The sequence below is a fragment of the Microbacterium aureliae genome, from assembly GCF_054780155.1.
Genome location: NZ_BAAGWW010000002.1, coordinates 296808 through 323538 on the forward strand (window position 1 = coordinate 296808; position 26731 = coordinate 323538).

Genomic DNA, 26731 nt, shown 5'->3' on the forward strand with positions numbered 1-26731 from the left:
TTCGATTGATACCGGGTGCTACAACACATGCTAGTCGCGGGGCATTCCGACCCCTCCCGCGGTTCAGCCGCCGGTCACCTCGTCGTCACCGTCGTCCCCGGACGCCACCGCACGGGCGTTCCGCCGGGCGCGCACGCGCAGCACGGTTCGGACGGCGCCCAAGACCACCATGCCGCCCACGAGGACGCCGAGCACGGTGATGCCCACACCCTCCCACTCGGCGCGGACGTTGACCGTGACCCGCTCGGGTCCGCCGATCGCGATCGCGGACGGACTGCGCAGCTGCAGGTCCAGCGAGACCTGCCCGCTGCCCAGACGCGCCTGGACGGGGACCACCACGCGGGTGTTGCTCTGCGCGGTGGCGGTGACGGTCGTCGCCCGCTGCACGTTCAGACGCAGGTCATCCGGCGCCGCGTAGAGGACCAGCTCGACGGGGTACGGCAGGTCGTTGCGCACCCAGAAGCGCAGGTCGGCCGACGAGCCGGCGAGGGTGATGTCGCTCGTGGGCAGCAGCTCGACCGAGCCGATGGTCGCCCGGGTCGACAGCCGGTGCTCAGAGACCGCGACGTCGAAGGCGAACGGCTGCGCGATCCACGCCGTTCCCAGCAGCTGCAGGATCTCGCCCCGCTCGGGGCCGGTGAGAAGAGAGGCGTCGTCGAGGATGGTGGCGAACCTCGCCAGGTCCTCTTCGGCCGCGAACAGAGCGGATGCCGCCTGGCGGCGCTCCTCGTCCACCTCGAGCTCGACGAGGTCGACGTCGCGCGCGGGCGCCGCGCCGACGGCATCCCATTGGGAGATCCGGATGCCGGGGGCCTGCGCCACCGCGGTGAGCGCCGTGCCGAGCCCCACGCGGGACCGGCTGATGCTGCGGTCGAGCGCCAGCGCGAGGGGCCGCCCGCCGCTCTGGGCGGAGGCGAAGGTGAGGTGGGCCGTGGCCGCCGTGAGCGCGGCTCCGCGCGGCAGCGTCTCGTCGACGGCGGCGGCGTCGCTGAGCAGCGCCGAGATGTCGGAGTCGTAGACCAGCGCCCCGGCCGCCTCGCCCGCGGTGGCGTGCGCGGGCACCGTGCGACCCGACTGGCCCTGGGACGTCGCACGGGACGCGAGGAGCGTCGTCGATGCGCGGTCGCCGTCGCCCAGATCGCCCAGCACGTCGACGGTCTCGGCCGGTGCCGCGCCGCGTGCGGGCCAGTAGACGTCCTCGATCGCCTCGCCGACATCGAGCAGGGCGGGCAGCTGCGGCAGGCCGTTCTCATCCAGCGCGGACGCGGTGGGCGCGGGGGTCGGACCGGCGGTGAAGTCCTCGGGGTCGAGGAACGCCGTCAGGGCGCGGGGTCGCAGCGGCGCGTTCGCGCCGGCGGCGAACTGGACGGCGACGTCGGCGTCGCCGAACTGCAGCGCGAACCGCTCGTTCGGGAGCTGCTCGAATCGCTGCAGCCACGTCAGGGCGGTCTCGGGTGCAGCGGTGCCGAGCACGCGGATGGAGGCCAGGATGGCGGGATCGACGGCGAGGATCGCGCCCGTGCCGTCCACGGCGTCGAGCTGCGCGGCCAGGCCGCCGCCGGGAGCGGTCAGCTCCGCGAGCTCCTCGCTGCCGACCAGCGCATCCGTGCGGGCGCCGGCGGTGATGGGCACCACCAGAGCCACGTCGACGGGTTCGGCGTCCGCGTCGGGGATCACGATGACGCTCGTGGCGCGGACCGTGCCGTCCTCGGTGTCCAGCGACGCCAGCAGCGGGTAGATCCCGGGTGCGCGACCCTCAAGGGCCCTGGAGTCGGCGTCCACGGTCACCCCGCGCACCTGCAGCTCGCCGTCGGCGAGGGGTTCGAACGTGGTGCTGCCGACCTCACTCAGGCGGGCACCGGTCGCATCATCCGCGAGCCACCGCGTGAGCGCGTCGCGGTCGCCGATCGGCGTCGACCCGAGCCGCACCGTCACCTCGCCGCCGGCGAGCACGTCCGACGTGCGGTTGGTCAACCCGATCGACATGGTGAGGTTCGAACCTGCGTCGACGACCCCGTTGCCGACGGGCGTGAACGTGAGGTCGACGGCCGCGCGGGTCAGCGGAGAGGTCGCCGGCTCGGGAGACGTGGACGGCGACGGCGACGGCGTGGCCGTCGCGGCGAACGAGGCGCCCGATCCCAGCCCGGCGCTCAGCAGCCCCGCGCTCAGCAGCCCCGCCACGAGCCCGGCGGTCGCGGCGGTCGCCAGGCGACGGCGCGCTGGGCGCCTCGGAGCAGAGAAGGTGAGGATCATCGAGGGGTTCGTTCTGCGCGACCGACCGGTCGCGCGACTGCACAGATTCTACGGAACGCCGGCCGCAAGCCCGCCGAGCCCCGGCGGGGTTGAATGGATCCGTGCGTCCCCACCCCGATCCCGTTCTCTGCCGTTCGCTGGCCGACGATCTCGCCGCCGCCGGCTACCACTCCGAAGCGGTGCGCGCCGCGTGGGGCGCGACGGCCGACGACGCCGTCGGCCGTGGGCTGCGGAACCCCGCCGTCCGCGCGCTCGGGGGTCGCGACGATGCTCTCGCGGTCCTCGCGCGAACCCTCATGCTCGGGATGCCGGCGGCCGCGGCATCCGTGGATCTCGCGCTTCCGCGCACGGGGTCGGCCGGCCTGGTCGCCCTCGGACTCGCCCGCCTCGACGGCGACACCGTCGTGCCGACGGCCCTGGTGCGTCCGCAGTCCTTCGCCGACGAGCGCGGAGCCGGGCAGTGGTGGGTGGCGAGCGACCTGGACGAGGCCGCGCTGGACGGCCCGATCGCCGAGGACCACGTGCTGGGGGTCGGCGGGGCGTCCCTCACCCTGGCCGGCCTGCAGCTGCCGACTCCGGCCGGCCGTGCGCTGGACGTCGGCAGCGGATGCGGGATCCAGTCGCTGCGCGCACGGCGCGACTGCGCGCATGTGGTCGCGACCGACATCTCGGACCGCGCTCTGCGCTTCACCGAGCTGAACGCTCTGCTCAACGACGTCGACGGGATCGAGACCCGCCGAGGCAGCCTGTTCGAGCCGGTCGCCGGTGAGCGCTTCGACCGCATCGTGTCGAATCCGCCGTTCGTCATCACCCCCCGCGCGGAGGGCATCCCCTCTTATGAGTACCGTGACGGAGGGATGGTGGGCGACGACCTCGTCGCCGCGTTCGTGCGTCACATCGGCGATCATCTGGAACCGGGTGGAGTGGCGCAGCTGCTCGGCAACTGGGAGACGCGAGACGGTGTGAGCGGCCTCGACCGCGTGCGGGAATGGGTTCGATCCAATGACATTCCGCTGGACGCATGGATCGTGGAACGGGAGGCGGCCGATCCTCTCGCCTACGCGGAGCTGTGGGTGCGCGACGGCGGTATCCGCCCCGGATCGGCAGACCACGGACGGCTGATCGATGCGTGGCTCGATGACTTCAGCGCCCGCCGCGTCACCGAGATCGGGTTCGGCTACATCCTGCTGCGGCGCCCGGCGACCGGCGCGCAGGTCACGCTGGACCGCTACGAGCGCCTGCATCACTCGCTGCCGTCCCGCGCGCTCGGGTCGCACCTCGCCACGGGGCTGCGTGCGCATGATCGGCTGGCGTCACTCGACGACGTGGAGCTGTCGCGCACGGTCTTCACCGTCGCCGGCGACGTGACCGAGGCCCGTCATCACCTGCCTGGCGAGGCCGACCCGAGCGTGATCGAGCTGCGCCAGGGTGGTGGATTCGGGCGGGTCCTCGCCGTCGACTCCGCGATGGCGGCCGTGGTCGGCGCCTGCGACGGCGACCTGCCCGCGGGGGTCCTGATCGATGCGGTCGCGCAGCTGCTCGAGGTCGATCCGGTCGCGCTGCGCGCTGACATCCTTCCTCGGATGCGGGAACTCGCACTGACCGGCATCCTCGAGATCAGCCACGACGACTGACGCGGCATCTGCCCTCGGTCCGCGCCCCCACGGGGCACGCAGGCGGCTCTCGGTAGGCTCGAACCCATGCTGAACATGGCCGAGGGTGTCGCGCGCCTCGGCGCGCTCGCGGAGTTGCCCGTCGTCGCGACCGTCGCGCGGGCGTTCGCCGACGCCGGCTTCGACCTGGCGATCGTCGGCGGGCCCGTGCGCGACGCGCTGCTGGGCCGCGCGACGCACGATCTCGACTTCACCACCGACGCGCGCCCCGACGACATCCTGCGCATCGTCACGCCGATCTCGACCGCCCAATGGGACATCGGGCGCGCGTTCGGCACGATCGGGGCCCGCGTGCGGGCGGCCGACGGCACCACCGACCAGGTCGAGATCACGACCTACCGCGCCGACAGCTACGACGGCACGACCCGCAAGCCCACGGTGGAGTTCGGCGACTCCCTCGAGGGTGACCTCGTCCGCCGCGACTTCACCGTCAACGCCATGGCTCTGCGGGTCCCTGGCAAGACGCTCGTCGACCCCACGGGCGGAGTCGAGGATCTCGTCGCGCGTCGCCTGCGCACACCGGCCGACCCGCAGGTCAGCTTCGGGGACGACCCGCTGCGGATGCTCCGCGCGGCGCGCTTCGCCGCGCAGCTCGACTTCGACGTCGAGGCGGCGACGCGGGACGCCCTGGCCGAGCTGCGCGAGACGCTGTCGATCGTGAGCCCGGAGCGCGTCCAGTCCGAGCTCGTCCGCCTGCTGCAGACCGGCGACCCGGTGCGCGGCATCCGTCTGCTGGTCGACAGTGGGCTCATGGAGCTCTTCCTGCCCGAGATCCCGGCGCTGCGCCTCGAGGTCGACGAGCACCACCACCACAAGGACGTGTACGAGCACTCGCTGACGGTCCTGGCGCAGGCGATCGACCTCGAAACGTCCCGGCATCCGGGACGCGCCCCGGATGTGCCCCTGCGGCTCGCCGCGCTGCTGCACGACATCGGCAAGCCCGCCACCCGCCGGCTGGAGCCCGGCGGCGGTGTCACCTTCCACCACCACGACATCAAGGGCGCGCGGCTGGCGAAGAAGCGCCTCACGGCGCTGCGGTTCGACTCCGAGACGATCCGCGCCGTCACGCACCTCATCGAGCTGCACCTGCGGTTCTTCGGCTACGCCGAGGGGGCCTGGACCGACTCGGCGGTGCGGCGCTATGTGCGGGATGCCGACGCCGACCTCGAACGCCTGCACATCCTCACGCGGGCCGACGTCACCACCCGGAACAGGCGCAAGGCGACGAGGCTGCGGACCGCCTACGACGACATCGAGCGGCGCATCGGCGAGCTCGCCGCCCAGGAGGAGCTGGACGCGATGCGTCCCGAGCTCGACGGGAACCGCATCCAGGAGGTGCTCGGGATCCCGCCGGGGCGCGAGGTCGGCGAGGCGTACCGCTTCCTGCTGGACCTGCGCCTGGACGAGGGCATCCTCGGCGCCGAGGTCGCCGAGGAGCGCCTGCGCGCCTGGTGGGCCGCCCGCGCGTAGACCCTCGGTCGCCGAGCGAGCGAAGCGAGACGAAACGCCCGACCCCCCGGGTTTTCCGGTCGTTGAGCGAGCGTAGCGAGACGAAACGCCCGCCCCCGGATCCGCGCTGTGCGCGATTGTCAAGAGGGCGGCCGAAACCGGGAGAAACTCGTCTGACTAGCGATATCGGCGGTATTTTGGATGCAGATCTCAGGTCCCAGACCCCCAGAAAAGGCCCTTCCCCCGGGGCCGCAGAGGGCGCAACGTTCGCGACGTTGCGCCCTCTTCTCGTGCGCCCGGCGCGTTTCGTCTCGGTCGCTGCGCTCCCTCGCTCAACGTCCGAGCCCCGGTCGTTGAGCGAGCGCAGCGAGGCGAAACGTCCTTACACTTGACGCACGCTCCACCGACGCCGATCGGAGCCGCATGTCATCGCCGTGGTCGCCCAGGCACGGAGTGTCGCCCGAGACCTCCCGCCTGCTGATCGAGCGCGCCCACGACGAGATCCTCGCCGGCAACACCGCCGACCAGCGGCTGCGGGATGTGCGCCCGCTCGTCCGCGAGTCCTGGCGGCGTGCGCTGGCGAGCCTCGTGGGCGCAGAGGCGCTGCCACCGCTGGACCTCGACGCCGACGACCTCGACGACTACCGCCGGGAGCACCCGCTGGCCGGGGTGATGGACATGGTCCGCGGGCTGCTGCTGCCCGGTGAGGCGAGCGAGTCCGGGGTGGTGGTGGCGGTGGGCGACGCGGCCGGGCGCCTGCTGTGGATCGAAGGCGACCGGCGCATCCGCACCCTCACCGGCGACATGGGGTTCGTCGAGGGGGCGAACTGGTCGGAGGATGCCGTCGGCACGGCCGCGCCCGGCACCGCGCTGCGACTGGACCGCTCGGTGCAGATACACGGCGCCGAGCACTTCAACCGGCTCGTCCAGCCCTGGTCGTGCACCGCCGTCCCGGTCCACGATCCCGAGACCCGTCGGATCCTCGGGGTCATCGACGTCACCGGCGGTGCCGAGGCGGTGAGCCCGCAGGCGCAGCTGCTGGTGGACGCCACTGCGCGCGCCATCGAGGGTGAGCTCATGGTGGCCCGGCTGCGCGAGCGCGCCGAGGCCCGCCCCCGCCGGACGCCGGCGCGGGCGGCCACCGCGCCCGCCACCCTCCGCGTGCTCGGGCGCGACCGCGGCCTGCTCGAGGCGCGGGACAAGACGGTCGAGCTGACCACCCGTCACGCCGAGATCCTGCTGATGCTCGCCACGCATCGCCAGGGATTGTCGGCCGAGCGCCTGGGAGAGCTGGTGTACGGCGACGGCGACAGCGCCGACACGCTGCGCCCCGAGATGGTGCGGCTGCGGCGCGCGCTCGAGAGGTCCGCACCGGCGCTGGTCCCGGCATCCCGCCCCTACCGTCTGACGGCCGACCTCGAGACCGACGCGCAGCAGGTGATGTCACTGCTGGATCGCGGCGCGCATCGCGTGGCGCTCGCGGCGTACCGCGGGGATGTGCTGCCGGACTCGGTCGCGCCCGGCGTGGAGGACCTGCGCGACACCATGCGCACCACGCTGCGCGACGCGCTCATGACCGAGGCGTCCGTGGACGTGCTGCTGGCGTACGCCGAGACGGATGCCGGTGCCGGCGACCCCGACGTGCTGCGGCAGTGTCTTCGGATGCTGCCTGCTCGCTCACCGAAACGGTCCGCTCTCGTCGCCCGTATCGAGCGCCTCGAATCCTCGCCGGCCTAGCGCTCAGGCGAAGCGACCGGAAGGGGTGCAACGTTTCGCAACGTTGCGCCTTCTACGTTCGACTGCACGCGACGAGGACCGTCGCGAGAGCAGTCGAAGGAGACAGCACATGACCATCGTCGAAGAGGGCGTCTCGAGCGTCTACGCAGCCCCCGGCCAGCGCGGCTCGATCGCCGACTACCGCTCCCGCTACGGCCACTACATCGGCGGCGAGTTCGTCGAGCCGATCAAGGGCCAGTACTTCGAGAACATCTCACCGGTCAACGGCAAGCCGTTCTGCGAGGTCGGCCGGGGCACCGTCGAGGACATCGACCGTGCCGTCGACGTCGCGTGGCGGGCGTTCGAGGGCTGGAAGCGCACGACGCCGGCCGAGCGCGCCGTGATCCTCAACAAGATCGCCGACCGCATCGAGGAGAACCTGGAGCGGATCGCCGTCGCCGAGACGTGGGAGAACGGCAAGCCCGTCCGCGAGACGATGGCCGCCGACATCCCGCTGGCTGTCGACCACTTCCGCTATTTCGCCGGGGTCCTCCGGGCGCAGGAGGGTTCGCTCAGCCAGCTGGATGAGGACACCGTGGCCTATCACTTCCACGAGCCGCTGGGGGTGGTCGGTCAGATCATCCCGTGGAACTTCCCCATCCTCATGGCCACGTGGAAGCTCGCGCCGGCCCTCGCGGCGGGCAACTGCGTCGTGCTGAAGCCGGCCGAGCAGACCCCGGCATCCCTGCTGTTCCTGTTCGACATCATCGGTGACCTGCTGCCCGCCGGCGTGGTCAACATCGTCAACGGGTTCGGCATCGAAGCCGGCGCACCGCTGGCTCAGCACAAGCGGATCCGCAAGGTGGCCTTCACCGGAGAGACCACCACCGGGCGCCTCATCATGCAGTACGCGTCCCAGAACCTCATCCCGGTGACCCTGGAGCTCGGCGGCAAGAGCGCGAACGTCTTCTTCGAGGACGTCGCGCGCTCCACGGACGACGCTTATTACGACAAGGCGCTCGAAGGCTTCACATTCTTCGCCCTTAACCAGGGCGAGGTCTGCACGTGCCCGTCCCGGGCTCTCATCCAGCGCTCGATCTACGACAGGTTCCTCGGTGACGGTCTCGAGCGGGTGTCGAAGATCGTGCAGGGGAACCCGCTGGATCCCGCCACGATGATCGGTGCGCAGGCGTCGAACGACCAGCTCGAGAAGATCCTGTCGTACATCGACATCGGCAAGGCCGGCGGGGCGAAGCTGCTCACCGGCGGCGAGCGGGTCGATCTGGGCGGTGACTTGTCCGAGGGGTTCTACGTCGCGCCGACCGTCTTCGAGGGGACGAACGACATGCGGATATTCCAGGAGGAGATCTTCGGCCCCGTCGTCTCGGTCACCGCGTTCGACGACTTCGACGACGCCATCTCGATCGCCAACGACACCCTCTACGGCCTCGGAGCCGGGGTGTGGAGCCGTTCGGGAGACACCGCCTACCGCGCCGGACGCGCCATCGAGGCCGGACGCGTGTGGACGAACACGTACCACCAGTACCCCGCCCACGCGGCGTTCGGCGGGTACAAGCAGTCCGGCATCGGCCGCGAGAACCACCTGAAGATGCTCGACCACTATCAGCAGACCAAGAACCTGCTGGTGTCGTACGCCGAGGGGTCGATGGGCTTCTTCTGAGCCGACCGTCGCGCGCTCGCTCAGCGTCCCCGCCGCTGAGCGAGCGCCGCCCCCCGCCCCCGGTCGCCGAGCGGCCGCCGTCCTTCAACCCCCGGCCTCTGAGCGAGCGCCGCCTCCCGCCCCCCGGCCGCTGAGCGGCCGCCGTCCCCTCGCCCGGTCGCTGAGCGAGCGAAGCGAGACGAAGCGAGACACCTCATGCCCCCCACCGCGACACCCAGCCGCGTGGCCGTCACTGCGGCCGCGGCCGCTCTGCTGCGTGACCTCACCGCGCAGCACGGCCCGCTGATGTTCCATCAGTCCGGCGGATGCTGCGACGGCAGCGCACCGATGTGCTACCCCCTCGGGATGTTCATCACCGGCCCCGGCGACGTCCATCTCGGCGCCGTCGACGCGGGACTGGCGCAGCCGGTCGACGTGTGGATGTCGGCATCCCAGTTCGAGTACTGGAAGTACACGCACCTCACCATCGACGTCGTGCCCGGTCGGGGCGCGGGCTTCAGCGTCGAGTCGCCGACGGGCAAGCGGTTCCTGATCCGTTCGCGCATGCTCGACGAGCCCGAGCTCGCCGCGCTCGGCCTCTCGGCCTGACGGTGCGGGCCGGCGCCCGGGTTCAGGGGCGGCCGGCGAGCATGTCGCGGGACGCCGCCGTGCGCGCCTGCAGGGCCCCGGCGACGGCGGCGACGGCGGGGATGCGGAGCGATTCCGGCCGCACCACCATCCAGTACGGCAACTGCTCGGCGAACTCGCCCGGCAGCAGTCGCACGAGGTCGGGGTGGCGGTCGGCGGTGAAGCAGGGCAGCAGGCCGATGCCGGCGCCGGCGCGCGTGGCCTCGATGTGCACGAACACGTTGGTCGAGGTCAGCCCGTCGGCCATGCGCGGCACGAGGCGGCGCGGCAGGTCGAGCGCCTCGACCTGAAGGATCGAGTCGACGAAGTACACCAGCGGATGCCGCATGAGCTCGTCCCGGGACTGCGGAACGCCGGTGCGCGCGAGGTAGTCCCTCGAGGCGTACATGCCGAGGGTGTATGCGCCGAGTTCGACCCGGTGGCTGCGCTCGGTCTGCGGGGTGCCGACGACGACCTCGAGGTCGAGCCCCGGGCGGTGCGCGGCGGCGCGGCGGGTGACCGTGACGATCTCGACGGACAGGCGCGGGTGGGTCAGACGCAGCTCGGCTATCGCGGGCGCGGCGATGTACGCGCTGAATCCGTCGGTCGCGGCCATGCGGACGACCCCGGCGATTGGGTCGGATTCCTCGGCAGCGCCGGCCAGCTGCGACAGGGCGGACTCCACGTGGCCACCCGCATCGGCGGCCCGCCGGCCCAGGGCGGTGAGCTCCCATCCGGCGGGGGACTGGGCGACGACCCGGCCGCCCAGGGCGTCCTCGAGGGCGGCGATCCGCCGGGCGACGGTGGTGTGGTCGACCCCGAGCAGATCGGCGGCGGCGGTGTAGCGACCCGTACGCGCCACCGCCAGCAGCGCGAGCAGATCGTCGGCGCGGGGCCGGACGCCGGCATCCATTGTGCAATTATGCACATCGCGGGTGCGCCACTGGGCATTGCCCCACAACAAAAACATGAACAGACTCTCAGGGTGATGTCATCGGCGACATCGAAGGAGAGACATGCAATCCCCCACCTCACACGCTGTGGACACGACGGACGTGCCGCACAGCAAGCTCAAGCGCGTCGTCGCCGCCTCGATGGCCGGCACCGTCGTGGAATGGTACGAGTTCTTCCTCTACGCCACGGCGGCGAGCCTCGTGTTCGGCACCTACTTCTTCCCGTCGACGGGCTCGCCGCTCGACGGGATCATCGCGGCCTTCGTCACCTACGCCGTCGGCTTCGTCGCGCGTCCGCTCGGCGGCATCGTCTTCGGGCAGATCGGTGACCGCTTCGGCCGCAAGCCCACGCTGCAGGCGACGATCATCATCGTCGGCGTCGCGACCTTCCTGATGGGCTGCCTGCCCGGCTTCGCCACGATGGGCTACTGGGCGCCGGCGATGCTCGTCGCGCTGCGCTTCATCCAGGGCTTCGCCGTCGGCGGCGAATGGGGCGGCGCGGTGCTGCTCGTGGCCGAGCAGAGCCCGAACCGCTCGCGGGCGTTCTGGGCCAGCTGGCCGCAGGCCGCCGTCCCGGTCGGCAACCTGCTGGCGACCCTCGTGCTGCTGATCACCTCGTGGATGATGAGCTCCGAGGCGTTCCTCGACTGGGGCTGGCGCATCGCGTTCTGGCTGTCGGCGGTGATCGTCCTCATCGGCTTCTACATCCGCACCCACGTCGAGGAGGCCCCGATCTTCCTCGAGGCCAAGGCGCAGGTCGAGGCCGAGATGGCCACGTCCTACGGCGTCGTCGAGGTTCTCAAGCGCTACCCCAAGGGCGTGCTGCAGGCGATGGGGGTCCGCTTCGCCGAGAACATCGTCTACTACATCGTCGTCAGCTTCTCGATCGTCTACCTGAAGGTCGTGCACGAGTACGACACCAGCCAGCTGCTGCTGGCGCTGCTGATCGCGCACGTGATGCACTTCCTGGTGATCCCGCAGGCCGGCCGCCTCGCCGACCGGCTGGGCCGCCGGCCGGTGTACCTGACCGGAGCCGTGCTGAGCGCGACGTGGGCGTTCTTCGCCTTCCCGCTGTTCGACACTCTCAACCCGGTGCTCATCGTCGTCGCGGTCACCATCGGCCTGTGCTTCCACGCGTTCATGTACGCACCGCAGCCGGCGGTGATGGCCGAGCTCTTCCCGACCCGGATGCGGTACTCCGGCGTCTCGCTCGGCGCGCAGGTCACCGCGATCCTGGCCGGCTCCCTCGCTCCGATCCTCGCGACGCAGTGGCTGCGCGACTTCGGGTCGTGGCTGCCGATCGCGCTGTACATCGTGTTCGCGTGCGTCGTCACGGCGATCGCGGTGCTGTCGCTGCGGGAGTCCAAGGGCATCTCGCTGCTGGACATCGACCGCGCCGACGCCGAGCGCACCGCCGAGGCGGAGCGCGTCGCAGCGCGCTGAGTCGCCTGCCGGCCGGGAGACCGTTGCCGACCGCGAGACTGCATCTCTCGCCTGAGACCGTGGTCCTGGACCACCGTCTGGGGACAGAGATGCAGTCTCGTGGTCGTGGGCAGCGGGTAGCGGGCACCGGCCGCCGGCACCGGGCCGCGGGCCGCGGCCCATCGGCATCCGCCGCCGGGCGGGTCAGCGGCCGAGCATGCCGGCGAAGCCGCCGAAGAACTGCAGGGCCCACACCACCGCGATGATCCCGCCGACGATGATCGCGACCCACGGGACCCCGCGCTCCAGCCGGCGGCCTGGGGCCGCCACTCCGGGCGGGGGTCGCAGCTGCTCGAGCGGGGTGCCGAACGGGACGGCGTCGTGCCCGCCGGGAGCCGGGCCTCCCAGGGCGGCGCCCGCGGCGCCGGCGGTCGCGGATACCGGGCGGACGGCATCCGCTCGCAGTCGCTCGTCGCGCCACCGCGCCCACTGCGCGAGCTTGTCGAGCAGGGCGCCGACGACCGAGAACAGCCACGCCCACGTGCGGGGGTCCAGGGTCGAGAAGTCGCGCTTGGCGTACAGGAACAGCCAGTCGTCGACGATCTCGACGTCCAGCGCGGCGGCGTTGTCGATGAAGCGCGCCATGATGTCGGGCGTGAAGAGATAGAGCGCGTCGCGCTCGTAGCCGGCCGGGCAGTAGAGGGCGAAGTAGCGGTCGAAGTCCCCCTCGAGGCTCAGGCGCTGGTCCTTCTGGAACGTCGTCGGCAGGTTGGAGCCGAACAGCCCGTTGTTGCCGGTGGCGTCCAGCACGATGTGCGGCAGCGGCACGTCGAGCTTCACCGCGACGTAGCCCCACTTGTGGGTCGTGCGGTTCTTCCCCGAGCCGGTCTCGTACTGATAGTTGCCGAACTCGACGAAACGCGGGCGATCGCCGCGCACGAGGTCGCTCGAGCGGCGGCTGTTGCCGATTCCGAAGATCATTCCCGGCAGCCTCGGGCTCGAGACCCCGGGCACGTAGCTCATCGCGTTCGCGCGGGCGAACCGGTCGAGGCGGTAGCGGCGCTCCGCGGTGCCGTGCAGGCCGCGCACGACGAGCGTCACGACGATGCTCAGGATGCCGACGGCCAGCACGAACGGGAAGAGCGCGAACAGCGACCCGAGGCCGCCGCCGTCCGAGGTCATCGCCATGCTGCCGGCGATCGAGGCGAACACCGACCCGAACATCGTCAGCACGAAGCCGCCGACGATCACGACGATGATGATGCCGACGGGGTTGCTCGCCGGCGCCCGCCCGGTGCGCCGCAGCTCGTCCGCGAAGGCGCGCACCGCCTCGCGGTCGACCGGTTCGGTGAGCGGACGCGGATCGAAAGCGGCAGCCATGCCGCCCAACCTACCGGCCGCAGAAGGGCGGATTGGGTGGCTGACCGGGCATCCGGTACCATGGGAGGGTTGTCCGCACGCGCCCCAGCGCGCGACATGCGGACGACGTGCAACACACCCTCCTGCTTCCGGGAAATGCCCGGGAGCCGTTCTAGTCCGAAGGAGGTGGGTTAGTGACGCACCAGTACGAACTCATGGTCATTCTGAACCCTGAGATCGACGAGCGCCAGGTCGGCCCGAACCTCGACAAGTTCCTGAAGGTCATCACGAACGATGGTGGCTCGATCGACAACGTCGACATCTGGGGTCGCCGCCGTCTCGCCTACGAGATCCAGAAGAAGACCGAGGGCATCTACGCCGTCGTCAACTTCACCGCGACCGCCGAGGCCACGCAGGAGCTCGACCGCCAGCTGAAGCTGAGCGAGCAGATCATGCGCACCAAGGTCCTCCGCGCCGAAGAGGCTCAGGCCATGGTCGCCGCCGAAGCGAAGCGCTCCGAGGAGAAGGCCGCCCGCAAGTCGGCCAAGGGCGCGCGCCGGGTCGAGCCCGTCGAGACCAAGGCTTGAGCTGATGGCAGGCGAGACGATCATCACCGTCGTGGGCAACCTCACGGCTGATCCCGAGCTGCGTTACACGCAGAACGGCCTGCCCGTCGCGAACTTCACGATCGCGTCGACGCCGCGCAACTTCGACCGCCAGGCGAACGAGTGGAAGGACGGCGAAGCGCTGTTCCTCCGCGCGAGCGTGTGGCGCGAGTTCGCCGAGCACGTGGCGGGTTCGCTGACCAAGGGCATGCGGGTCGTCGCAACCGGCCGCCTGAAGCAGCGTTCCTACCAGGACCGCGAGGGCAACAACCGCACCGCGATCGAGCTCGAGGTCGATGAGATCGGTCCGTCGCTGCGCTACGCGACCGCTCAGGTCACTCGCGCCGCGGGCGGCGGCGGAGGAGCCCCGCGCCAGCAGGCGCAGGTCTCGGAGGAGCCGTGGTCGACCCCCGGCTCGTCGAACTCCAACGCCGACGCGTGGAGCGCCCCCGGCGCCTACGGCGACGACACCCCGTTCTGAAACACATCTTTTAAGGAATCACCATGGCTGGAAAGTCGAGCGGCGACCGCCGCAAGCCGCGGAAGGGCGCGAAGAACGCCGCTCCCGCGAAGTCGATCCGCGTGGGCGTCATTGACTACAAGGACGTCGCCACGCTTCGCAAGTTCATCTCGGAGCGCGGCAAGATCCGTGCCCGTCGTATCACCGGTGTCTCGGTGCAGGAGCAGCGTCTGATCGCCAAGGCGATCAAGAACGCGCGCGAGATGGCGCTCCTGCCCTACGCCGGCGCTGGCCGCTAAGGAGCACCGGAATGGCAAAGCTGATCCTCACGAACGAGGTCACCGGGCTCGGTAGCGCCGGTGACGTGGTCGAGGTCAAGAACGGGTACGCCCGCAACTACCTCATCCCCCAGGGCTTCGCAGTGGCGTGGAGCCGCGGCGGCGAGAAGCAGGTGGCGTCGATCCGCGCCGCCCGCGAGTCGCGCGCGATCCACGACCACGAAGAGGCCGTGGCCCTCAAGAACACGCTCGAGTCGAACACCGTCCGCCTGGCCGTTAAGGCCGGCAACGAGGGACGCCTGTTCGGTTCGGTCAAGACCGCCGATGTCGCCGACGCCGTCAAGGCTGCGGGTCTCGGTGACCTCGACAAGCGCAAGATCCACATCACCTCGCCGATCAAGTCGGTCGGCGAGCACGAGGCGACGGTCCGTCTGCGCGACGACCTCACCGCCGTGATCACCCTTCAGGTGGTTGCCGCCAAGTAAGGCGAGACACCTCCGGATGCCGCGTCCTCCGCTCCCTCGGGAGCCCGGGCCGCGGCATCCGTCGTGTCCCCCCGCCGTTGGGCCGGGCGTTGACGCCATCCGCGGTCATCCGTCCGGATAACCGCGAACGGCGTCATCTCGGCAGCAGGAGCCCCGGCAGGCCCCGGCGGTCGAGTAGCCCGCGCAACGGGCGTACCGAGACCCCCCGCAGCGGCCGTTGACGCCATCTGCTGCTTCCCGGTCCCGTAGCCGCGAACGGCGTCATCTCAATCACCCGCCGGCCCGCCGGGCTGACGCCGTCCGCTGCCATCCGTCCGGATAACCGCGAACGGCGTCAACCCAGGGCGCCTCGGATGCCGCGACCCCGCCCCACAAGGACCGGGGAGGCCGCGGTATCCGAGGTTCGCCCCTCACGTTCAGGGCGGCCAGGCACGGTCCGCCCCGGACGTGTCAGGTGGTGCGTCGGCGTGCGATCACGATGCCTCCGATTCCTCCGGTGAGCAGCAGCAGTCCACCGAACAGGGCCGGGATGCCGGCGAGCCCGCCGGTCATCGCCAGTTCGGCGACGCCCGTCGCCCGGCTTCCGCCGGCGACCGCTAGCCTCACCGGCGAGGCGGCGCTGCGATCACCGGCACGGGCCTTCGAAGCCGCCGAGGCGTTCGTGCCGGTCGCACCCTTCACCGGCGCGGCCGGTTCGCGCGGAGCGCCCGGCGCCGGGCCGCGGGTGATCGGCTCCCCACCGTCCGTCGCGGCGCCCTTCACCCCGACCCGCAGACCGACGTCGCCTCCGCCGACCCGGGCCACCGCGACGCCGTCGCCGTCAGCTCCGGCCGTTCCCGTGCCGAGGGTCAACGACGCCGTCGCGGAACCCGCCAGGTCGGATCCCGACGTTCCGGACCCGAGCATGACCATCGCATCGCCACCGGCGGTGAGCCCGTCGCCGCCGGTCAGTGCGAGCATGACCTCACCCGTGACCGCGGCATTCGAGGCGTCCGCCGCAGTGGCGACATCAGCGGCGACGGCGAGCTGCGCGGACGAGTCGCCCGTGCCCGCGCCGAGTTCCGCCGACACCGCCGCCGCCACGTCATCGGCCACGACGGCTCCGATGTCCACGGATGCCGCGGCGGTCGGGTCGCCGTCAACCGCTGCCGCGATGGCGACCGAGGTCGTCGTGGCCGCGTCGTCGACGACGACCGCAGCCCCGGCATCGACGGCCGCGACGACGGCGGTATCCGCAGCCCCGGTATCCGCCGCCCCGGCATCGACGCCCGCGACGACGGCGGCATCCGCAGTCCCGCCATCGACGGCGGCGACGACCGCCGCGTCCGCAGCCCCGGCATCCCCCGCCCCGACGTCGGTCTCGACGACCGTCTCGACGGCATCCGCCGCACTGACCGCCGCGACGACCTGCGCGTCGGCCGTCAGGCCGTCTTCTGGTTCGGCCGCGTGTGCGACCGTGGCGCCGAACAGCGTGATGCCGCCGGCGATGAGCGTGCCCCACAAGGCACGCGAAACAAATGTACGCATGGAGTTCTCCCCAATGAATGAGTGATCGAAGTGCGCGAATGCGCGTGGTCCGTGCCGCTGCGAAGAGAGCGGCCGGATTCGATCAGTCGGGAGAAACGTCGCCGTCGAAGAACGGCGACGGCGGCGGGCCGTCGTCGCCTGCTCCGCGCCGGCGCACCCAGGCACGGTGTGCGGCGACGGGGAACACGGCGAGCAGCGCCCACGCGCCGCCTGCGGAACCCGATGAAGCGGAAAGCTGCGCGGGGCAGAGTCCTCCCCCGAGAGGCGGCGGCGGTGCCGGCGAGGCGACGTCCACAGGCACGCCACTCACCCAGACGATGACGGATGCCGCGCCCGCTGACGCGGTCCGCCGCACGCCCGCCGCATCCGCGGCGGCCCCGTCGTCCACGGCGCTCTCGTCGGCGGGCGATGGGAGCGCGGCCGGTGCGACGCCGTCAGATGGCAGGTCACCCACAGGGGCACTCGTCCCCGGGCCGCCGGCATCCCTGTCGACGAGGTCGTCGACCACGTCTTCGACGACATCGATCGTGCCGCGGACCCCGCCGATCACGGCACGCACCGCGTCGTCCGCCGACTCGGCGACGCCGGACACCGCGGTGACGGCTGGCTCGACGACCGCGCCGACGACCGGTGCACTCCGCACCGCCGGGGCGACGTCCTCCACGACGGGCGCGACCGCAGGCACATCGGGCGCGACCGCAGGCACATCCGACACGTCCGCGGGTGCCCCCGGACTCGGCACGACCGCTTCCACCGGCTCGACGACCTGTTCCACGTCCGCGAAGCCCCGCGCGACGTCGGCGACGCTCTCCGCCACCGGGTCACGCGCATCGGCCGCTTCCCTGATCGACACCGTGTCGCCCAAGAGTCCGTCCCCGGCGTAGGCATCGCTCGCGGCGCCGAAGAGGATGACACCGCACATCCAGGCGAACGCGAGTCCGACGGCGGCGAGAGCCGGACAGTCGAGCCGCACGGCAGTGCGGACTGGCGGTGCCACGTTCACCTCCCACGACGAAGATCGTCTTGCGGGGCGGCACTGGGTACGGCAGCCGCTGACGGCTGCATACCGGGGTGCCTGGAACGAGACACTGTAGACGGGAACCGCCCCATCGTCCACCCCCTGGCGGAATCTGTCCCCCATTCGAACGACTTGAGTTTCGCGATGATCTGTGTATAACTCGGCGGCCTAGCGGAACCTTCAAGCGTAGCTTCAACCTCGCATCCATCCACAGCATGTGAAAAGACAATGTCCAGGTCAGGAGCGTATCCGGGACGGCATCCGAAGTTCTCCCCACCGGTTGTCCACAGGTCTTATCCACACGGTCGACGGCGTTTCTCGCAGACTCTCCACATAGTTATCCACAGGCCATGTTGCGCCTGTCCGAGGCCATCCATACCGTGGTCCAGGGTCCATCGGGGGGATGGCCATCGGATGGTGGGAAGGTGCTTCACGCAATGTCGATCGCTGACATCTCGGAGGACCGACTCGGGGCACCGCGCGAGCGTGAGCACGAGCGCACGCCTCCGCATGATCTGCTCGCCGAGCAGAGCGCGCTGGGCGGGATGCTGCTGTCCAAGGACGCCGTCGCTGACGTCATCGAGTCCTTGCGCGGGTCGGACTTCTACATCCCCAAGCACGAGGTCATCTTCGAGGCCATCCTCTCGCTGTACTCGCACGGCGAGCCGACGGACGTCGTCGCCGTCACCGATGAGCTGATCAAGACGGGCGAGCTGCAGCGCGCCGGCGGCGCGGACTACCTGCACACCCTCACCTCGATCGTCCCCACCGCCGCCAACGCCGGCTACTACGGCTCGATCGTCGCCGAGCGGGCGCTGCTTCGACGACTGGTGGATGCCGGCACGCGCATCGTGCAGATGGGTTACGCCGGTCAGGGCGATGCGGTGGACCTCGTCAACAACGCCCAGGCCGAGATCTACGGCGTCACCGGCGCCGAGACGGTCGAGGACTACGTGCCGCTCGAGGTCGCCGTGGGCGCCGCGATCGACGAGATCGAGGCGGCCCGCGGCCGCGACGGGCAGATGACCGGCATCCCGACCGGCTTCCAGCAGTTCGACGAACTGACCAACGGCCTGCATCCCGGTCAGATGATCGTCGTGGCCGCGCGACCCGCGATGGGCAAGTCGACGCTCGCCCTGGACTTCGCCCGGGCCGCGGCGATCAAGCACAAGATGCCGACGATCTTCTTCTCGCTCGAGATGGGGCGCAGCGAGATCGCGATGCGCCTGATGAGCGCCGAGGGATCGGTGCCGCTGCAGAACATGCGCAAGGGAACGCTGGACTCCCGCGATTGGACGACCATCGCGTCGACCCGCGGTCGCATCAACGACGCGCCTCTCTACATCGACGACAGCCCCAACATGACTCTGGTCGAGATCCGCGCCAAGTGCCGCCGGCTCAAGCAGCGGGCGGGGCTGAAGATGGTGATCATCGACTACCTGCAGCTGATGACCAGCGGCAAGAAGGTCGAGTCGCGTCAACAGGAGGTGAGCGAGTTCTCGCGCGCGCTCAAGCTGCTGGCGAAAGAGCTGCAGGTACCGGTGATCGCGCTGTCGCAGCTGAACCGTGGTCCTGAGCAGCGCACCGACAAGCGCCCGCAGGTGAGCGACCTGCGCGAGTCGGGGTCGATCGAGCAAGATGCCGACATGGTCGTGCTGCTGCACCGCGACTCGGTCTACGACAAGGACACCCGCCCCGGCGAGGCCGACCTGATCGTCGCCAAGCACCGCAACGGCCCGACCGCGAATCTCGAGATCGCCTTCCAGGGTCACTTCTCGCGCTTCGCCGACATGGCCGTCGGTCTCTGACTCCCGGTCGGCCTGCGGCCGACATGCGTCCGCGATACTGGCGGCGTGAAGGTGGACTTCAAGAGGGACGACCCCTACCGCGCGAAGCCCGGCGAGTTCCGCGTCGTCGACGTCCCACCGACGCAGTATCTGATGACGGACGGGCACGGCGACCCGAACTCGACGAACTATGCCGCGGCGCTGGCAACGCTCTACCCCCTCGCCTTCACGCTGAAGTTCCTCAGCAAGAGCGACCTCGGCCGGGACTACGTCGTGCCGCCGCTCGAAGCGCTGTGGTGGGCGGCCGACATGGCCGCGTTCACCTCTGCACGCGACAAGTCGCAATGGTCGTGGACGGCCATGATCATGGCACCGCCGTGGATCACGCCCGCCGTATTCGCTCAGGCGGTGACCGCGGTGGCGAAGAAGGATCGCCTCGCGCGTCTCAACCTCGTACGCCTGGAAACCCTTTCTGAGGGACTGTGCGTCCAGACCCTCCACGTCGGTTCGTACGACGACGAGGCTCCTGTCCTGGCTGAGATGCATGATCGCTTCATCCCGCACGCAGGTTTGACGATGCGCGGGAAGCACCACGAGATCTATCTCAGCGATGCTCGACGGGTCGAGCCGGCGAAGCTGCGCACGATCCTCCGGCAACCGGTCGAGAGGTCGTAGAGCCCGGCACACGCACGCCGGACGTGTCCGTGGCGCGACCGGCCAGCCTGCCCGCGACGAGACATACTGGCCTCATGTCTGCTTCCGTCGAACGTCGCTCGAACCCCACGGCATGGGCCGCCTTCTGGATCGCGCTGGCCGGACTCATCCTGATGCCCATCCCGCTCTTCATCGGGCTGATCCTCGGCGGCGGCCTGTCGATCGTGGCGGCGATCCTCGCGGTCATCGCGCTGCTGAAGGGCCTCGCGCGCACCGGCAAGGGGATCGCCCCGGTGGTCTTCGCCGCCATCTTCATCGCGCTCACGTGGGGTGGCATCTCGATCGGCGGCGGCACGATCTGGTAGGCATCCGAGCCACGGCGGCGATCGCACGGGCCACGGCGTAGCGCGCCGCGCCTCGCCGATGTAGGGTCGGCCCACAGCGGACAAGGGGGAGCCGATGTCGAGCACGCGTGTGCCGGAAGCGAGCCTGGGGGCGGCGCATCCGCGGCCGCGGACGATCCGCCGGCGGTCCCTGCAGGTGCTCCTCGGTCTGGGTGCCGTCGGCGCCGTGATCGCCGGATCCGTCCTCTTCGGGTGGACGGTCGACGAGACGCGGTTCGACCGGCCCAGCGCCGAGCTCGACGCGTTCGCCGCCGACCTCGCGGCGCTGCCGGACGTCGACAGCGTCGAGACCGAACGGTGGGTCGAGGCGCCCACCTTCTCGACGCCGATGACGTCGATCGCGGTCACCGTCGGCAGAGAGGGTCTCGGCGGTGTCCTGCGGGCCGCGTGCGACGGCGCCTACGACGATCCCGTCGGGTGGTCGATCCGGGTCCCGCTGCCGAGCTCGACCGAGGCGGTCCTCGCGGCCGACCCCGACCCCGCCGACCCGGCCGACCCGGCGGACGGCATCCCGGCCTGCCCGCACTTCGGCTTCGACGCCGAGGGCTTCGTCGAGCAGCTGGGACGCCTCGCCCCCGGGCTGCGCGTGCAGCCCGCGGTCTGGGGTGACGGTGTCTTCGCGCTCGTCGAGACGACCTACGACGAGCAGCTCGCGCTGGACCGCCTGCTGCCGCTGGTCGAGGACGCCGAGGTGCTGCGCGGCGCCGCCGGACTCGACGCCGGCCACGTCGTCGAGGTCAACGCGCCGAATCTCGGCCTCACGCTCGCTCCGGGCGATGCCGGCGGCTACGCCACTCTTCTCGCGCGGCTGGCAGACCTCGGCGCCCGCGCGTTCTGGGTGGCGCAGGACGACACCGCCGGTGGCGACGGCGCCGTACAGCTGGATGCGCCGGGCGACCGGCATCCGGCCCTCGAACAAGCGGTGCGGTCATCGGGCCTCGCGATCGCCGACGCGCCCGTCAGCTTCCTCGACTCCGCGCCATAGTCGCTGCGGACATCCCGCACCAGCCACTCGCACCCAGCGCCCGGGATGAATAGCGTGGGGGGATGGCGCGCGACGAGCACCCCGAGGACCTGTACACCGGCCCGATCGACCTGGCAGGCATCCAAGCGATCGAGGGTGACGACCCCGATCACGAGACCCCCGAGATCCCCGAGATCAGCTACGACGAGCAGCGGTATCCCGCGCGCCCGCGCCGGCTGCGCCCGCGCGACAACCTGCGCGGCAGCAGCGTGCGCCGCATCCGTACCGACCCGCGCACCGCGAACGGAACCAATCCCTCGTATGTCGAGTGGCTGGTGCGTCAATCGATGCTGAAGGATGCCGACGTGCTGGCGCGGCAGCTGTCGGGGCAGCCCACCATGTGGCGGCACGCCTACGCGCGCCCTGACGCGCGTCGCGCGATCGAGACGAGCGACGCGTGGTTCACCGCGTATCCGATCTCGCTCATCACCCGTCCCGGGCAGTCGTTCCTGTCGGCGCTCGGCGACGACGAGCTGTGGGCGACGTTCGAGCGCATCGGGATCAGTGCGATCCACACCGGCCCCGTCAAGCGTGCCGGCGGCATCGCCGGATGGCTGGACACCCCCAGCGTCGACGGCCACTTCGACCGCATCAGCACGCAGATCGACCCGGCGTTCGGCACCGAGGACGAGTTCCGCGCACTGTGCGACACCGCCGACACGCACGGCGGCAGCATCATCGACGACATCGTCCCCGGCCACACCGGCAAGGGAGCCGACTTCCGCCTGGCCGAGATGGGCTTCAAGGACTACCCCGGGATCTACCACATGGTCGAGATCCCGCCCGAGGACTGGGAGCTGCTGCCCGACGTGCCCGAGGGGGTCGACAGCGTCAACCTGGACCCCGCGACCGAGCACGAGCTCGCCGAGCGCGGGTACATCATCGGTGCGCTGCAGCGCGTCATCTTCTACACGCCGGGGGTGAAGGAGACGAACTGGAGCGCCACTGACGCCGTCCTCGGCCCCGACGGCGTCACGCGTCGCTGGGTGTACCTGCACTACTTCAAGCAGGGCCAGCCGTCGATCAACTGGCTCGACCCGACCTTCGCCGGCATGCGCCTCGTGATCGGCGACGCCCTGCACTCCCTCGGCGAGCTCGGCACGAGCGCGCTCCGCCTGGACGCCAACGGCTTCCTGGGCGTCGAGAAGAGCACCGAGGGACTGCCGGCGTGGTCCGAGGGCCATCCGCTGTCGCACGCGGCGAACCACATCATCGCCGGTATGGTGCGAAAGGTCGGCGGCTTCACCTTCCAGGAGCTCAACCTCACCATCGAGGACATCCGCGACACGGGGGCCGTCGGCGCCGACCTGTCGTACGACTTCATCGGCCGTCCCGGCTACCACCACGCCCTGGCGACCGGGCACACCGAGTTCCTGCGGCTCGCGCTGACCACCTCGCTGCAGCTCGGCGTGCAGCCGGTGCAACTGGTCCACGGCCTGCAGAACCACGACGAGCTCACCTACGAGCTCGTCCACTGGGCGACCCGGCCCGACACCGAGCTCTACCGCTTCCGCGGTCGCGAGATCACCGGCACCGAGCTGGCAGAAGAGATCCGCGCCGACCTCACCGAGGCGCTCACCGGCACCGCCGACTTCAACCGCGTCTTCACCCAGAACGGCATCGCCTGCACGGCGACGTCGCTCATCGCCGCGACCCGCGGCATCGCGCGGCTCGACGACGTCACCGACGAGCACATCCCCGCCATCCGCGACGCGCACCTGCTGCTGTGCGCCTACAACGCCTGGCAGCCCGGCGTCTTCGCCCTCTCGGGGTGGGACCTCACGGGCATGCTCACCCTGCCCGCGGGCGACGTCGCCGACCTCATCGCCGCGGGCGACACCCGCTGGATCGAGCGCGGCGCCCACGACCTGCTCGACGTCGACCCGAACGCCACGCGCTCCGCGGCCGGGATGCCGCGCGGGCGGTCGCTGTACGGGGCGCTGCCCGCTCAGCTGGAGGACCCGGAGTCCTTCGCGTCCCGCCTCGCCGACATCCTGCGACTTCGTCGCGAGCACGGTATCGCCACGGCATCCCAGGTCGACATCCCCGAAGTCGCCCACGCCGGAATGCTCGTACTCGTCCACCGCCTGGACGGCGGCGACCCGCACGCCGACGCGCCCATGCAGGTGACGGTGCTGAACTTCTCGCAGGAGCCGACCGAGGGGACCGTCCGCTCCGAGCAGCTGGTTCCGGCCAGCGAGGTGGTCGACGCGGCGACCGGCGACGTCGTCGGGCACGTCGACGACCTGCGCAGCTTCTCGGTGTCGCTGCCCGGGTACGGCGCGCTCTTCCTGGTGCTGAACCCGGTCGAGGCGGACGAGGCCGAGTAGGTCAGGCCGCCAGCGCGGCGTCGATCCCCGCGAGCGGCACCGGCAGCCAGCTGGGCCGGTTGCGGGCTTCGTAGATCGACTCGTACACGGCCTTGTCGAGCACGAGTGCGCGCAGCAGCACGGGGTCGAGTTCGACGGATGCCGCGGCTCCGGCATACCCCTCGAGGAACGCCGCGCGGCACGCGGTCGCCCAGGCGGCTGCACCCGGCCCCGCCGCGACGGCACTGGCGTAGTCGAACGAGCGCAGCATGCCGGCGACGTCGCGCGGCGGCAGATCGGGGATCGCGCGCTCGGCCATGGGCCGCAGCGGCTCGCCCTCGAAGTCCACGATCCGCCAGCCGCCGTGGGGCACCGCGAGCACCTGACCCAGGTGCAGATCGCCGTGGATCCGCTGCAGCCGCGGCCACGGGCGCTCCAGCGCGGCCCGGTAGACCGCCTCGATCGCGTCACGCCGGTCGGCGACGGCGGGGACCTCGGTCGCGGCGATCGACAGCCGCCGGCGCCACGCGGTGCCGACCGCGGCGACCTGGTCGGGGCCGGCATCCGTCGTCTCGAGCGCCGCGCCCAGGTCGGCGTGCACGCCCGCGAGGGCGGTGCCGAGGTCGCGTGCGGCGCCGGTGAAGTCGTGCCCCTCGCGAGCGACGTCGAGCGCGACCGCCCAGCCGTCCCGCACCCCGGGCAGGAACTCCTGCGCGAAGCCGAGCGTGCCGTGCGCGACGCCGGACTCGCGGCCGACGTCGGGCCACTCGCCGTCGAGGCTGCCGAGGAAGCGCGGCACGTACGGCGACCCGGCCCGGCTCAGCACGCGCTGCACCGTCACATCAGGGTTCTCGCCGTGGTGCAGGGCGCGGAAGAGCTTGAGGATGATCGTCGGCTGCCCGTCCTCGTCGAACACGATCGAGGTGTTCGACTGCTCGCCGGTCAGGGTCCGGCATCCGGTCACACTACTGACGTCGACGCCCATCTGCGCGAGCATCGCCGTCGCGAACGGCGCGTGCCGTGTGGCGTCGACGAGGTATTCGTCGCCGTCCCGGCTGACGACCGCCTGCGGGTCGGGCGCCTCGGCGACCCGCGAGAGGGGCAGGTGATAGAGCGTCGGCAGGCGGCCGGCTTCGTCCATCACGAGGTACCGCGTCGCCTCGGGCGCGGGTTGCGTGTCGAGGATCCGGAATCGTGGGGCATGGCTCTTGCCCGCGTACCACCGCTGCTGCGCCACCCAGGCGCCGAGATCGTCTGTGAACCTCACACTCCACTCTTACCGTGCATCCGGCCCCGCCGCAGGGGGTGGACTCATGATGTCGCGTGTCGTATGGCCCCGTCGATAGGCCGCGGCTGTCTTCTGCGGGCTGTGAGCGGGGTGGCTGCGGGCTGCGTGCGGGCTGCCTGCGGGGTGTCGGATGCCGGGTGTAGCGTCGCGGGCAGCCAGCGATCCAGGAGGCAGTCATGTCATCGAAGCTCGGCAACATCGTCTTCTACGCCGACGACCCGCCTCGGCTTGCGCGGTTCTGGGCGGCGGTCTTCCACTATCCGCCGGTGGAGTGGGAGGAGCCGCTGCGCAGCCAGCTGCTCGCCGCCGGGCTGACCGAGGACGATCTCGGCAAGCGGGGTCTCGCGCAGCCGCCCGAGGGCGATCCGGGTCCGCGGCTGTTCTTCCACCACGCGTCCGAGGCGAAGGCGGGGCGGAACCGCCTGCATCTGGACATCAGCGCGACCCCGGGTCGGCGTCCGACACGCGACGAGCTCGAGGCCGAGAAGGACCGCCTGGTCGCCCTCGGTGCCGAGGTCGTCCGCCTCGTCGACCAGTCGTGGGGGCCGTGGCCGGAGTACTACTACCAGCTCCGCGATCCCGAGGGGAATGAGTTCTGCCTGCAGTGACCAGAAAGAACGCGCCGACCGCTCGGTATACTCGCGGTATGACCACCACCATCAAGGTCAGCGATGACCTGCGCGACCGGCTCAAGGCACAGGCCGCGCGCGATGGACGTACTCTCGGGGCGCACCTCGCCCACCTCGCCGACGCCGAGGATCGACGATTGCGGCTGCACGCACTGAAGGTGGCGATCGGAGCCTCGGCCGCAGAGGACGCCGCCGCGTACGTCGCGGAAGCCGCCGACTGGGAGCGCGCCGAACTCTCCGACGAGCCGTGACGACGGACGAACTCGCGCCAGGAGTCGTCGCCTGGGCGGCGCTCGAGCCGGTCCGCGGGCGCGAGCAAGGCGGTCATCGCCCCGTGCTCGTGATCGCCTCAGCCGGGTACCTGGATGCGGTGACCACGCTGGTCATCATCCTGCCGATCACCACCACGGATCGGGGGTGGCCGAACCACATCCGCATCGAGGGGCCCAGCGGCCTCGATCGCCCGTCGTGGGTGATGACGGAGCAACCCCGCACGCTGTCCCGTGATCGGATCACGGCGGTCGCGGGCGAAGTCTCCGGCGGCTGCCTGGCTGACGTGCGGATGTGGCTGGGAGACTTCCTCGACCTGTAGGCCCGCGGCCGCCTCAGAGGACGAGCTCGAAGCAGCGGGAGTCCGGCATCGTCTCGGCGTAGGGCTCGTACGCCGGAATCGCGGTGAAGCCGGCGGCGGTGTACAGCGCCACGGACTCCGGCTGCGGGTCACCGGTCTGCAGGATCAGCCGTCGCGCGCCCTCGGCGCGGGCGCGCCGAACGACGGCGTGGGTGAGCGCCATCCCCACGCCGCGGCGCCGGCCGTGCGGGGCGACGACGAGCCGCTTGAGCTCCCATTCCTTCCCGAGGCGCCGCAGCATCACATGGCCGAGCGGTTCCCCGTCGTCACCGACGGCGATCCACGTCGCGAAGACCTGATCGTCCGGAGTGTGCAGCGCCGCCTGCCGCTTGGCGCGGCGCTCGTCGGACTCGCCGGCGTTGAGCGGCGCGTACCGCGCGTGCAGGTCCTCGTCGAGCAGGGCGCGCAGCGCCACCGCGCGCGGATCATCGACGGCGACCTGCTCCAGCCGGACGCTCACACCGACGAGCCGAGGGAAGGAGTCGGCATCCCGGTCATGCCTCGACCGTACCGGCCGCAC

The 26731-nt window shown here is 71.0% G+C and carries 25 protein-coding genes; 18 read left to right on the forward strand and 7 right to left on the reverse strand.

Annotated features, from left to right (window positions below):
- Positions 1-63 precede the first annotated feature (63 nt).
- Positions 64-2253 carry a DUF6049 family protein gene (locus tag ACYVF4_RS07425; RefSeq protein WP_460721303.1) on the reverse strand — a complete coding sequence of 730 codons (2190 nt, stop codon included), beginning with the start codon at positions 2251-2253 and terminating at the stop codon, positions 64-66.
- Between the two features lie 101 nt (positions 2254-2354).
- Here ACYVF4_RS07425 and ACYVF4_RS07430 point away from each other — a divergent pair, with 101 nt between their 5' ends.
- The 5 genes from ACYVF4_RS07430 to ACYVF4_RS07450 all read left to right on the forward strand — a co-directional run bounded on the left by ACYVF4_RS07430 (position 2355) and on the right by ACYVF4_RS07450 (position 9360).
- Positions 2355-3887: a DUF7059 domain-containing protein gene (locus tag ACYVF4_RS07430; protein WP_460721305.1), complete on the forward strand. Its 1533-nt coding sequence runs from the start codon at positions 2355-2357 to the stop codon at positions 3885-3887.
- Between the two features lie 66 nt (positions 3888-3953).
- Positions 3954-5396, forward strand: a complete 1443-nt coding sequence (locus ACYVF4_RS07435; RefSeq protein ID WP_460721307.1) for a CCA tRNA nucleotidyltransferase — start codon at positions 3954-3956, stop codon at positions 5394-5396.
- A gap of 402 nt (positions 5397-5798) precedes the next feature.
- On the forward strand, positions 5799-7112 hold the full coding sequence (locus tag ACYVF4_RS07440; protein WP_460721309.1) for a GAF domain-containing protein: 1314 nt from the start codon (positions 5799-5801) through the stop codon (positions 7110-7112).
- A 109-nt stretch (positions 7113-7221) separates the two neighbouring features.
- Positions 7222-8772, forward strand: a complete 1551-nt coding sequence (gene exaC, locus ACYVF4_RS07445) for an acetaldehyde dehydrogenase ExaC (protein ID WP_460721311.1) — start codon at positions 7222-7224, stop codon at positions 8770-8772.
- Positions 8773-8967: 195 nt separating this feature from the next.
- Positions 8968-9360, forward strand: coding sequence for a DUF779 domain-containing protein (locus ACYVF4_RS07450; protein WP_460721313.1), 393 nt, complete (start codon positions 8968-8970; stop codon positions 9358-9360).
- Between the two features lie 22 nt (positions 9361-9382).
- On the opposite strand, the gene ACYVF4_RS07455 is transcribed toward ACYVF4_RS07450, so the two are convergent.
- Positions 9383-10291, reverse strand: a complete 909-nt coding sequence (locus ACYVF4_RS07455; protein ID WP_460721315.1) for a LysR family transcriptional regulator — start codon at positions 10289-10291, stop codon at positions 9383-9385.
- 103 nt (positions 10292-10394) lie between these two features.
- On the opposite strand from ACYVF4_RS07455, the gene ACYVF4_RS07460 reads away from it, so the two are divergent.
- Positions 10395-11774: an MFS transporter gene (locus ACYVF4_RS07460; protein WP_460721317.1), complete on the forward strand. Its 1380-nt coding sequence runs from the start codon at positions 10395-10397 to the stop codon at positions 11772-11774.
- A gap of 183 nt (positions 11775-11957) precedes the next feature.
- On the opposite strand, the gene ACYVF4_RS07465 is transcribed toward ACYVF4_RS07460, so the two are convergent.
- Positions 11958-13133, reverse strand: coding sequence for a hypothetical protein (locus tag ACYVF4_RS07465; protein ID WP_460721319.1), 1176 nt, complete (start codon positions 13131-13133; stop codon positions 11958-11960).
- Between the two features lie 173 nt (positions 13134-13306).
- On the opposite strand from ACYVF4_RS07465, the gene rpsF reads away from it, so the two are divergent.
- From rpsF to rplI, 4 genes are read left to right on the forward strand one after another with little or no spacing between them, the layout of a single operon-like run.
- The gene (gene rpsF / locus ACYVF4_RS07470) at positions 13307-13699 is read left to right on the forward strand and encodes a 30S ribosomal protein S6 (protein ID WP_460721321.1); all 393 of its coding nucleotides are present in this window, start codon (positions 13307-13309) and stop codon (positions 13697-13699) included.
- A gap of 4 nt (positions 13700-13703) precedes the next feature.
- Positions 13704-14198: a single-stranded DNA-binding protein gene (locus ACYVF4_RS07475; RefSeq protein ID WP_460721323.1), complete on the forward strand. Its 495-nt coding sequence runs from the start codon at positions 13704-13706 to the stop codon at positions 14196-14198.
- Between the two features lie 23 nt (positions 14199-14221).
- A complete protein-coding gene (rpsR, locus tag ACYVF4_RS07480) occupies positions 14222-14476 on the forward strand; it encodes a 30S ribosomal protein S18 (protein ID WP_040168021.1) in 255 nt (84 codons plus the stop codon).
- Between the two features lie 11 nt (positions 14477-14487).
- On the forward strand, positions 14488-14940 hold the full coding sequence (gene rplI, locus ACYVF4_RS07485) for a 50S ribosomal protein L9 (RefSeq protein ID WP_460721326.1): 453 nt from the start codon (positions 14488-14490) through the stop codon (positions 14938-14940).
- 450 nt (positions 14941-15390) lie between these two features.
- Here the strand turns inward: rplI and ACYVF4_RS07490 are convergent, their stop codons facing one another.
- On the reverse strand, positions 15391-16467 hold the full coding sequence (locus tag ACYVF4_RS07490) for a hypothetical protein (protein ID WP_460721328.1): 1077 nt from the start codon (positions 16465-16467) through the stop codon (positions 15391-15393).
- Positions 16468-16549: 82 nt separating this feature from the next.
- Entirely contained in the window at positions 16550-17464 is a 915-nt protein-coding gene (locus ACYVF4_RS07495) for a hypothetical protein (RefSeq protein ID WP_460721330.1), read from the reverse strand.
- A 458-nt stretch (positions 17465-17922) separates the two neighbouring features.
- Between ACYVF4_RS07495 and dnaB the strand changes: the two genes are divergently transcribed.
- The 5 genes from dnaB (at position 17923) to treS (ending at position 23684) form a co-directional block, all read left to right on the forward strand.
- The gene (gene dnaB / locus ACYVF4_RS07500; RefSeq protein WP_460721332.1) at positions 17923-19293 is read left to right on the forward strand and encodes a replicative DNA helicase; all 1371 of its coding nucleotides are present in this window, start codon (positions 17923-17925) and stop codon (positions 19291-19293) included.
- 45 nt (positions 19294-19338) lie between these two features.
- On the forward strand, positions 19339-19947 hold the full coding sequence (locus ACYVF4_RS07505; protein ID WP_460721334.1) for a GyrI-like domain-containing protein: 609 nt from the start codon (positions 19339-19341) through the stop codon (positions 19945-19947).
- A 74-nt stretch (positions 19948-20021) separates the two neighbouring features.
- Positions 20022-20291 carry a hypothetical protein gene (locus ACYVF4_RS07510; RefSeq protein ID WP_460721336.1) on the forward strand — a complete coding sequence of 90 codons (270 nt, stop codon included), beginning with the start codon at positions 20022-20024 and terminating at the stop codon, positions 20289-20291.
- Between the two features lie 94 nt (positions 20292-20385).
- On the forward strand, positions 20386-21315 hold the full coding sequence (locus ACYVF4_RS07515) for a hypothetical protein (RefSeq protein ID WP_460721338.1): 930 nt from the start codon (positions 20386-20388) through the stop codon (positions 21313-21315).
- Between the two features lie 62 nt (positions 21316-21377).
- Positions 21378-23684 carry a maltose alpha-D-glucosyltransferase gene (gene treS / locus ACYVF4_RS07520; RefSeq protein ID WP_460721340.1) on the forward strand — a complete coding sequence of 769 codons (2307 nt, stop codon included), beginning with the start codon at positions 21378-21380 and terminating at the stop codon, positions 23682-23684.
- 1 nt (position 23685) lies between these two features.
- On the opposite strand, the gene ACYVF4_RS07525 is transcribed toward treS, so the two are convergent.
- Entirely contained in the window at positions 23686-24930 is a 1245-nt protein-coding gene (locus ACYVF4_RS07525; protein ID WP_460721342.1) for a phosphotransferase, read from the reverse strand.
- Between the two features lie 197 nt (positions 24931-25127).
- Here ACYVF4_RS07525 and ACYVF4_RS07530 point away from each other — a divergent pair, with 197 nt between their 5' ends.
- From ACYVF4_RS07530 to ACYVF4_RS07540, 3 genes are read left to right on the forward strand one after another with little or no spacing between them, the layout of a single operon-like run.
- On the forward strand, positions 25128-25559 hold the full coding sequence (locus ACYVF4_RS07530; protein WP_460721344.1) for a VOC family protein: 432 nt from the start codon (positions 25128-25130) through the stop codon (positions 25557-25559).
- A 38-nt stretch (positions 25560-25597) separates the two neighbouring features.
- A complete protein-coding gene (locus tag ACYVF4_RS07535; RefSeq protein ID WP_460721345.1) occupies positions 25598-25831 on the forward strand; it encodes a ribbon-helix-helix protein in 234 nt (77 codons plus the stop codon).
- Complete coding sequence (locus ACYVF4_RS07540) at positions 25828-26172, forward strand: type II toxin-antitoxin system PemK/MazF family toxin (protein ID WP_460721346.1); 345 nt, start codon at positions 25828-25830, stop codon at positions 26170-26172. Before ACYVF4_RS07535 ends, ACYVF4_RS07540 begins: the two co-directional genes overlap by 4 nt.
- 13 nt (positions 26173-26185) lie before the next feature.
- On the opposite strand, the gene ACYVF4_RS07545 is transcribed toward ACYVF4_RS07540, so the two are convergent.
- On the reverse strand, positions 26186-26671 hold the full coding sequence (locus ACYVF4_RS07545) for a GNAT family N-acetyltransferase (protein WP_460721347.1): 486 nt from the start codon (positions 26669-26671) through the stop codon (positions 26186-26188).
- Positions 26672-26731: the final 60 nt, after the last annotated feature.

What these genes read in the sequence shown, in the direction of transcription:
- ACYVF4_RS07490 (WP_460721328.1), bottom strand. Translation starts at nt 16,467, where the DNA reads ATGCGTACATTTGTTTCGCGTGCCTTGTGGGGCACGCTCATCGCCGGC.
- ACYVF4_RS07435 (WP_460721307.1), top strand. Translation starts at nt 3,954, where the DNA reads ATGCTGAACATGGCCGAGGGTGTCGCGCGCCTCGGCGCGCTCGCGGAG.
- ACYVF4_RS07455 (WP_460721315.1), bottom strand. Translation starts at nt 10,291, where the DNA reads ATGGATGCCGGCGTCCGGCCCCGCGCCGACGATCTGCTCGCGCTGCTG.
- exaC (WP_460721311.1), top strand. Translation starts at nt 7,222, where the DNA reads ATGACCATCGTCGAAGAGGGCGTCTCGAGCGTCTACGCAGCCCCCGGC.
- dnaB (WP_460721332.1), top strand. Translation starts at nt 17,923, where the DNA reads ATGTCGATCGCTGACATCTCGGAGGACCGACTCGGGGCACCGCGCGAG.
- ACYVF4_RS07535 (WP_460721345.1), top strand. Translation starts at nt 25,598, where the DNA reads ATGACCACCACCATCAAGGTCAGCGATGACCTGCGCGACCGGCTCAAG.
- rplI (WP_460721326.1), top strand. Translation starts at nt 14,488, where the DNA reads ATGGCAAAGCTGATCCTCACGAACGAGGTCACCGGGCTCGGTAGCGCC.
- ACYVF4_RS07475 (WP_460721323.1), top strand. Translation starts at nt 13,704, where the DNA reads ATGGCAGGCGAGACGATCATCACCGTCGTGGGCAACCTCACGGCTGAT.
- ACYVF4_RS07465 (WP_460721319.1), bottom strand. Translation starts at nt 13,133, where the DNA reads ATGGCTGCCGCTTTCGATCCGCGTCCGCTCACCGAACCGGTCGACCGC.
- ACYVF4_RS07440 (WP_460721309.1), top strand. Translation starts at nt 5,799, where the DNA reads ATGTCATCGCCGTGGTCGCCCAGGCACGGAGTGTCGCCCGAGACCTCC.
- treS (WP_460721340.1), top strand. Translation starts at nt 21,378, where the DNA reads ATGGCGCGCGACGAGCACCCCGAGGACCTGTACACCGGCCCGATCGAC.
- ACYVF4_RS07460 (WP_460721317.1), top strand. Translation starts at nt 10,395, where the DNA reads ATGCAATCCCCCACCTCACACGCTGTGGACACGACGGACGTGCCGCAC.
- rpsR (WP_040168021.1), top strand. Translation starts at nt 14,222, where the DNA reads ATGGCTGGAAAGTCGAGCGGCGACCGCCGCAAGCCGCGGAAGGGCGCG.
- ACYVF4_RS07450 (WP_460721313.1), top strand. Translation starts at nt 8,968, where the DNA reads ATGCCCCCCACCGCGACACCCAGCCGCGTGGCCGTCACTGCGGCCGCG.
- ACYVF4_RS07515 (WP_460721338.1), top strand. Translation starts at nt 20,386, where the DNA reads ATGTCGAGCACGCGTGTGCCGGAAGCGAGCCTGGGGGCGGCGCATCCG.
- ACYVF4_RS07530 (WP_460721344.1), top strand. Translation starts at nt 25,128, where the DNA reads ATGTCATCGAAGCTCGGCAACATCGTCTTCTACGCCGACGACCCGCCT.
- ACYVF4_RS07425 (WP_460721303.1), bottom strand. Translation starts at nt 2,253, where the DNA reads ATGATCCTCACCTTCTCTGCTCCGAGGCGCCCAGCGCGCCGTCGCCTG.
- ACYVF4_RS07510 (WP_460721336.1), top strand. Translation starts at nt 20,022, where the DNA reads ATGTCTGCTTCCGTCGAACGTCGCTCGAACCCCACGGCATGGGCCGCC.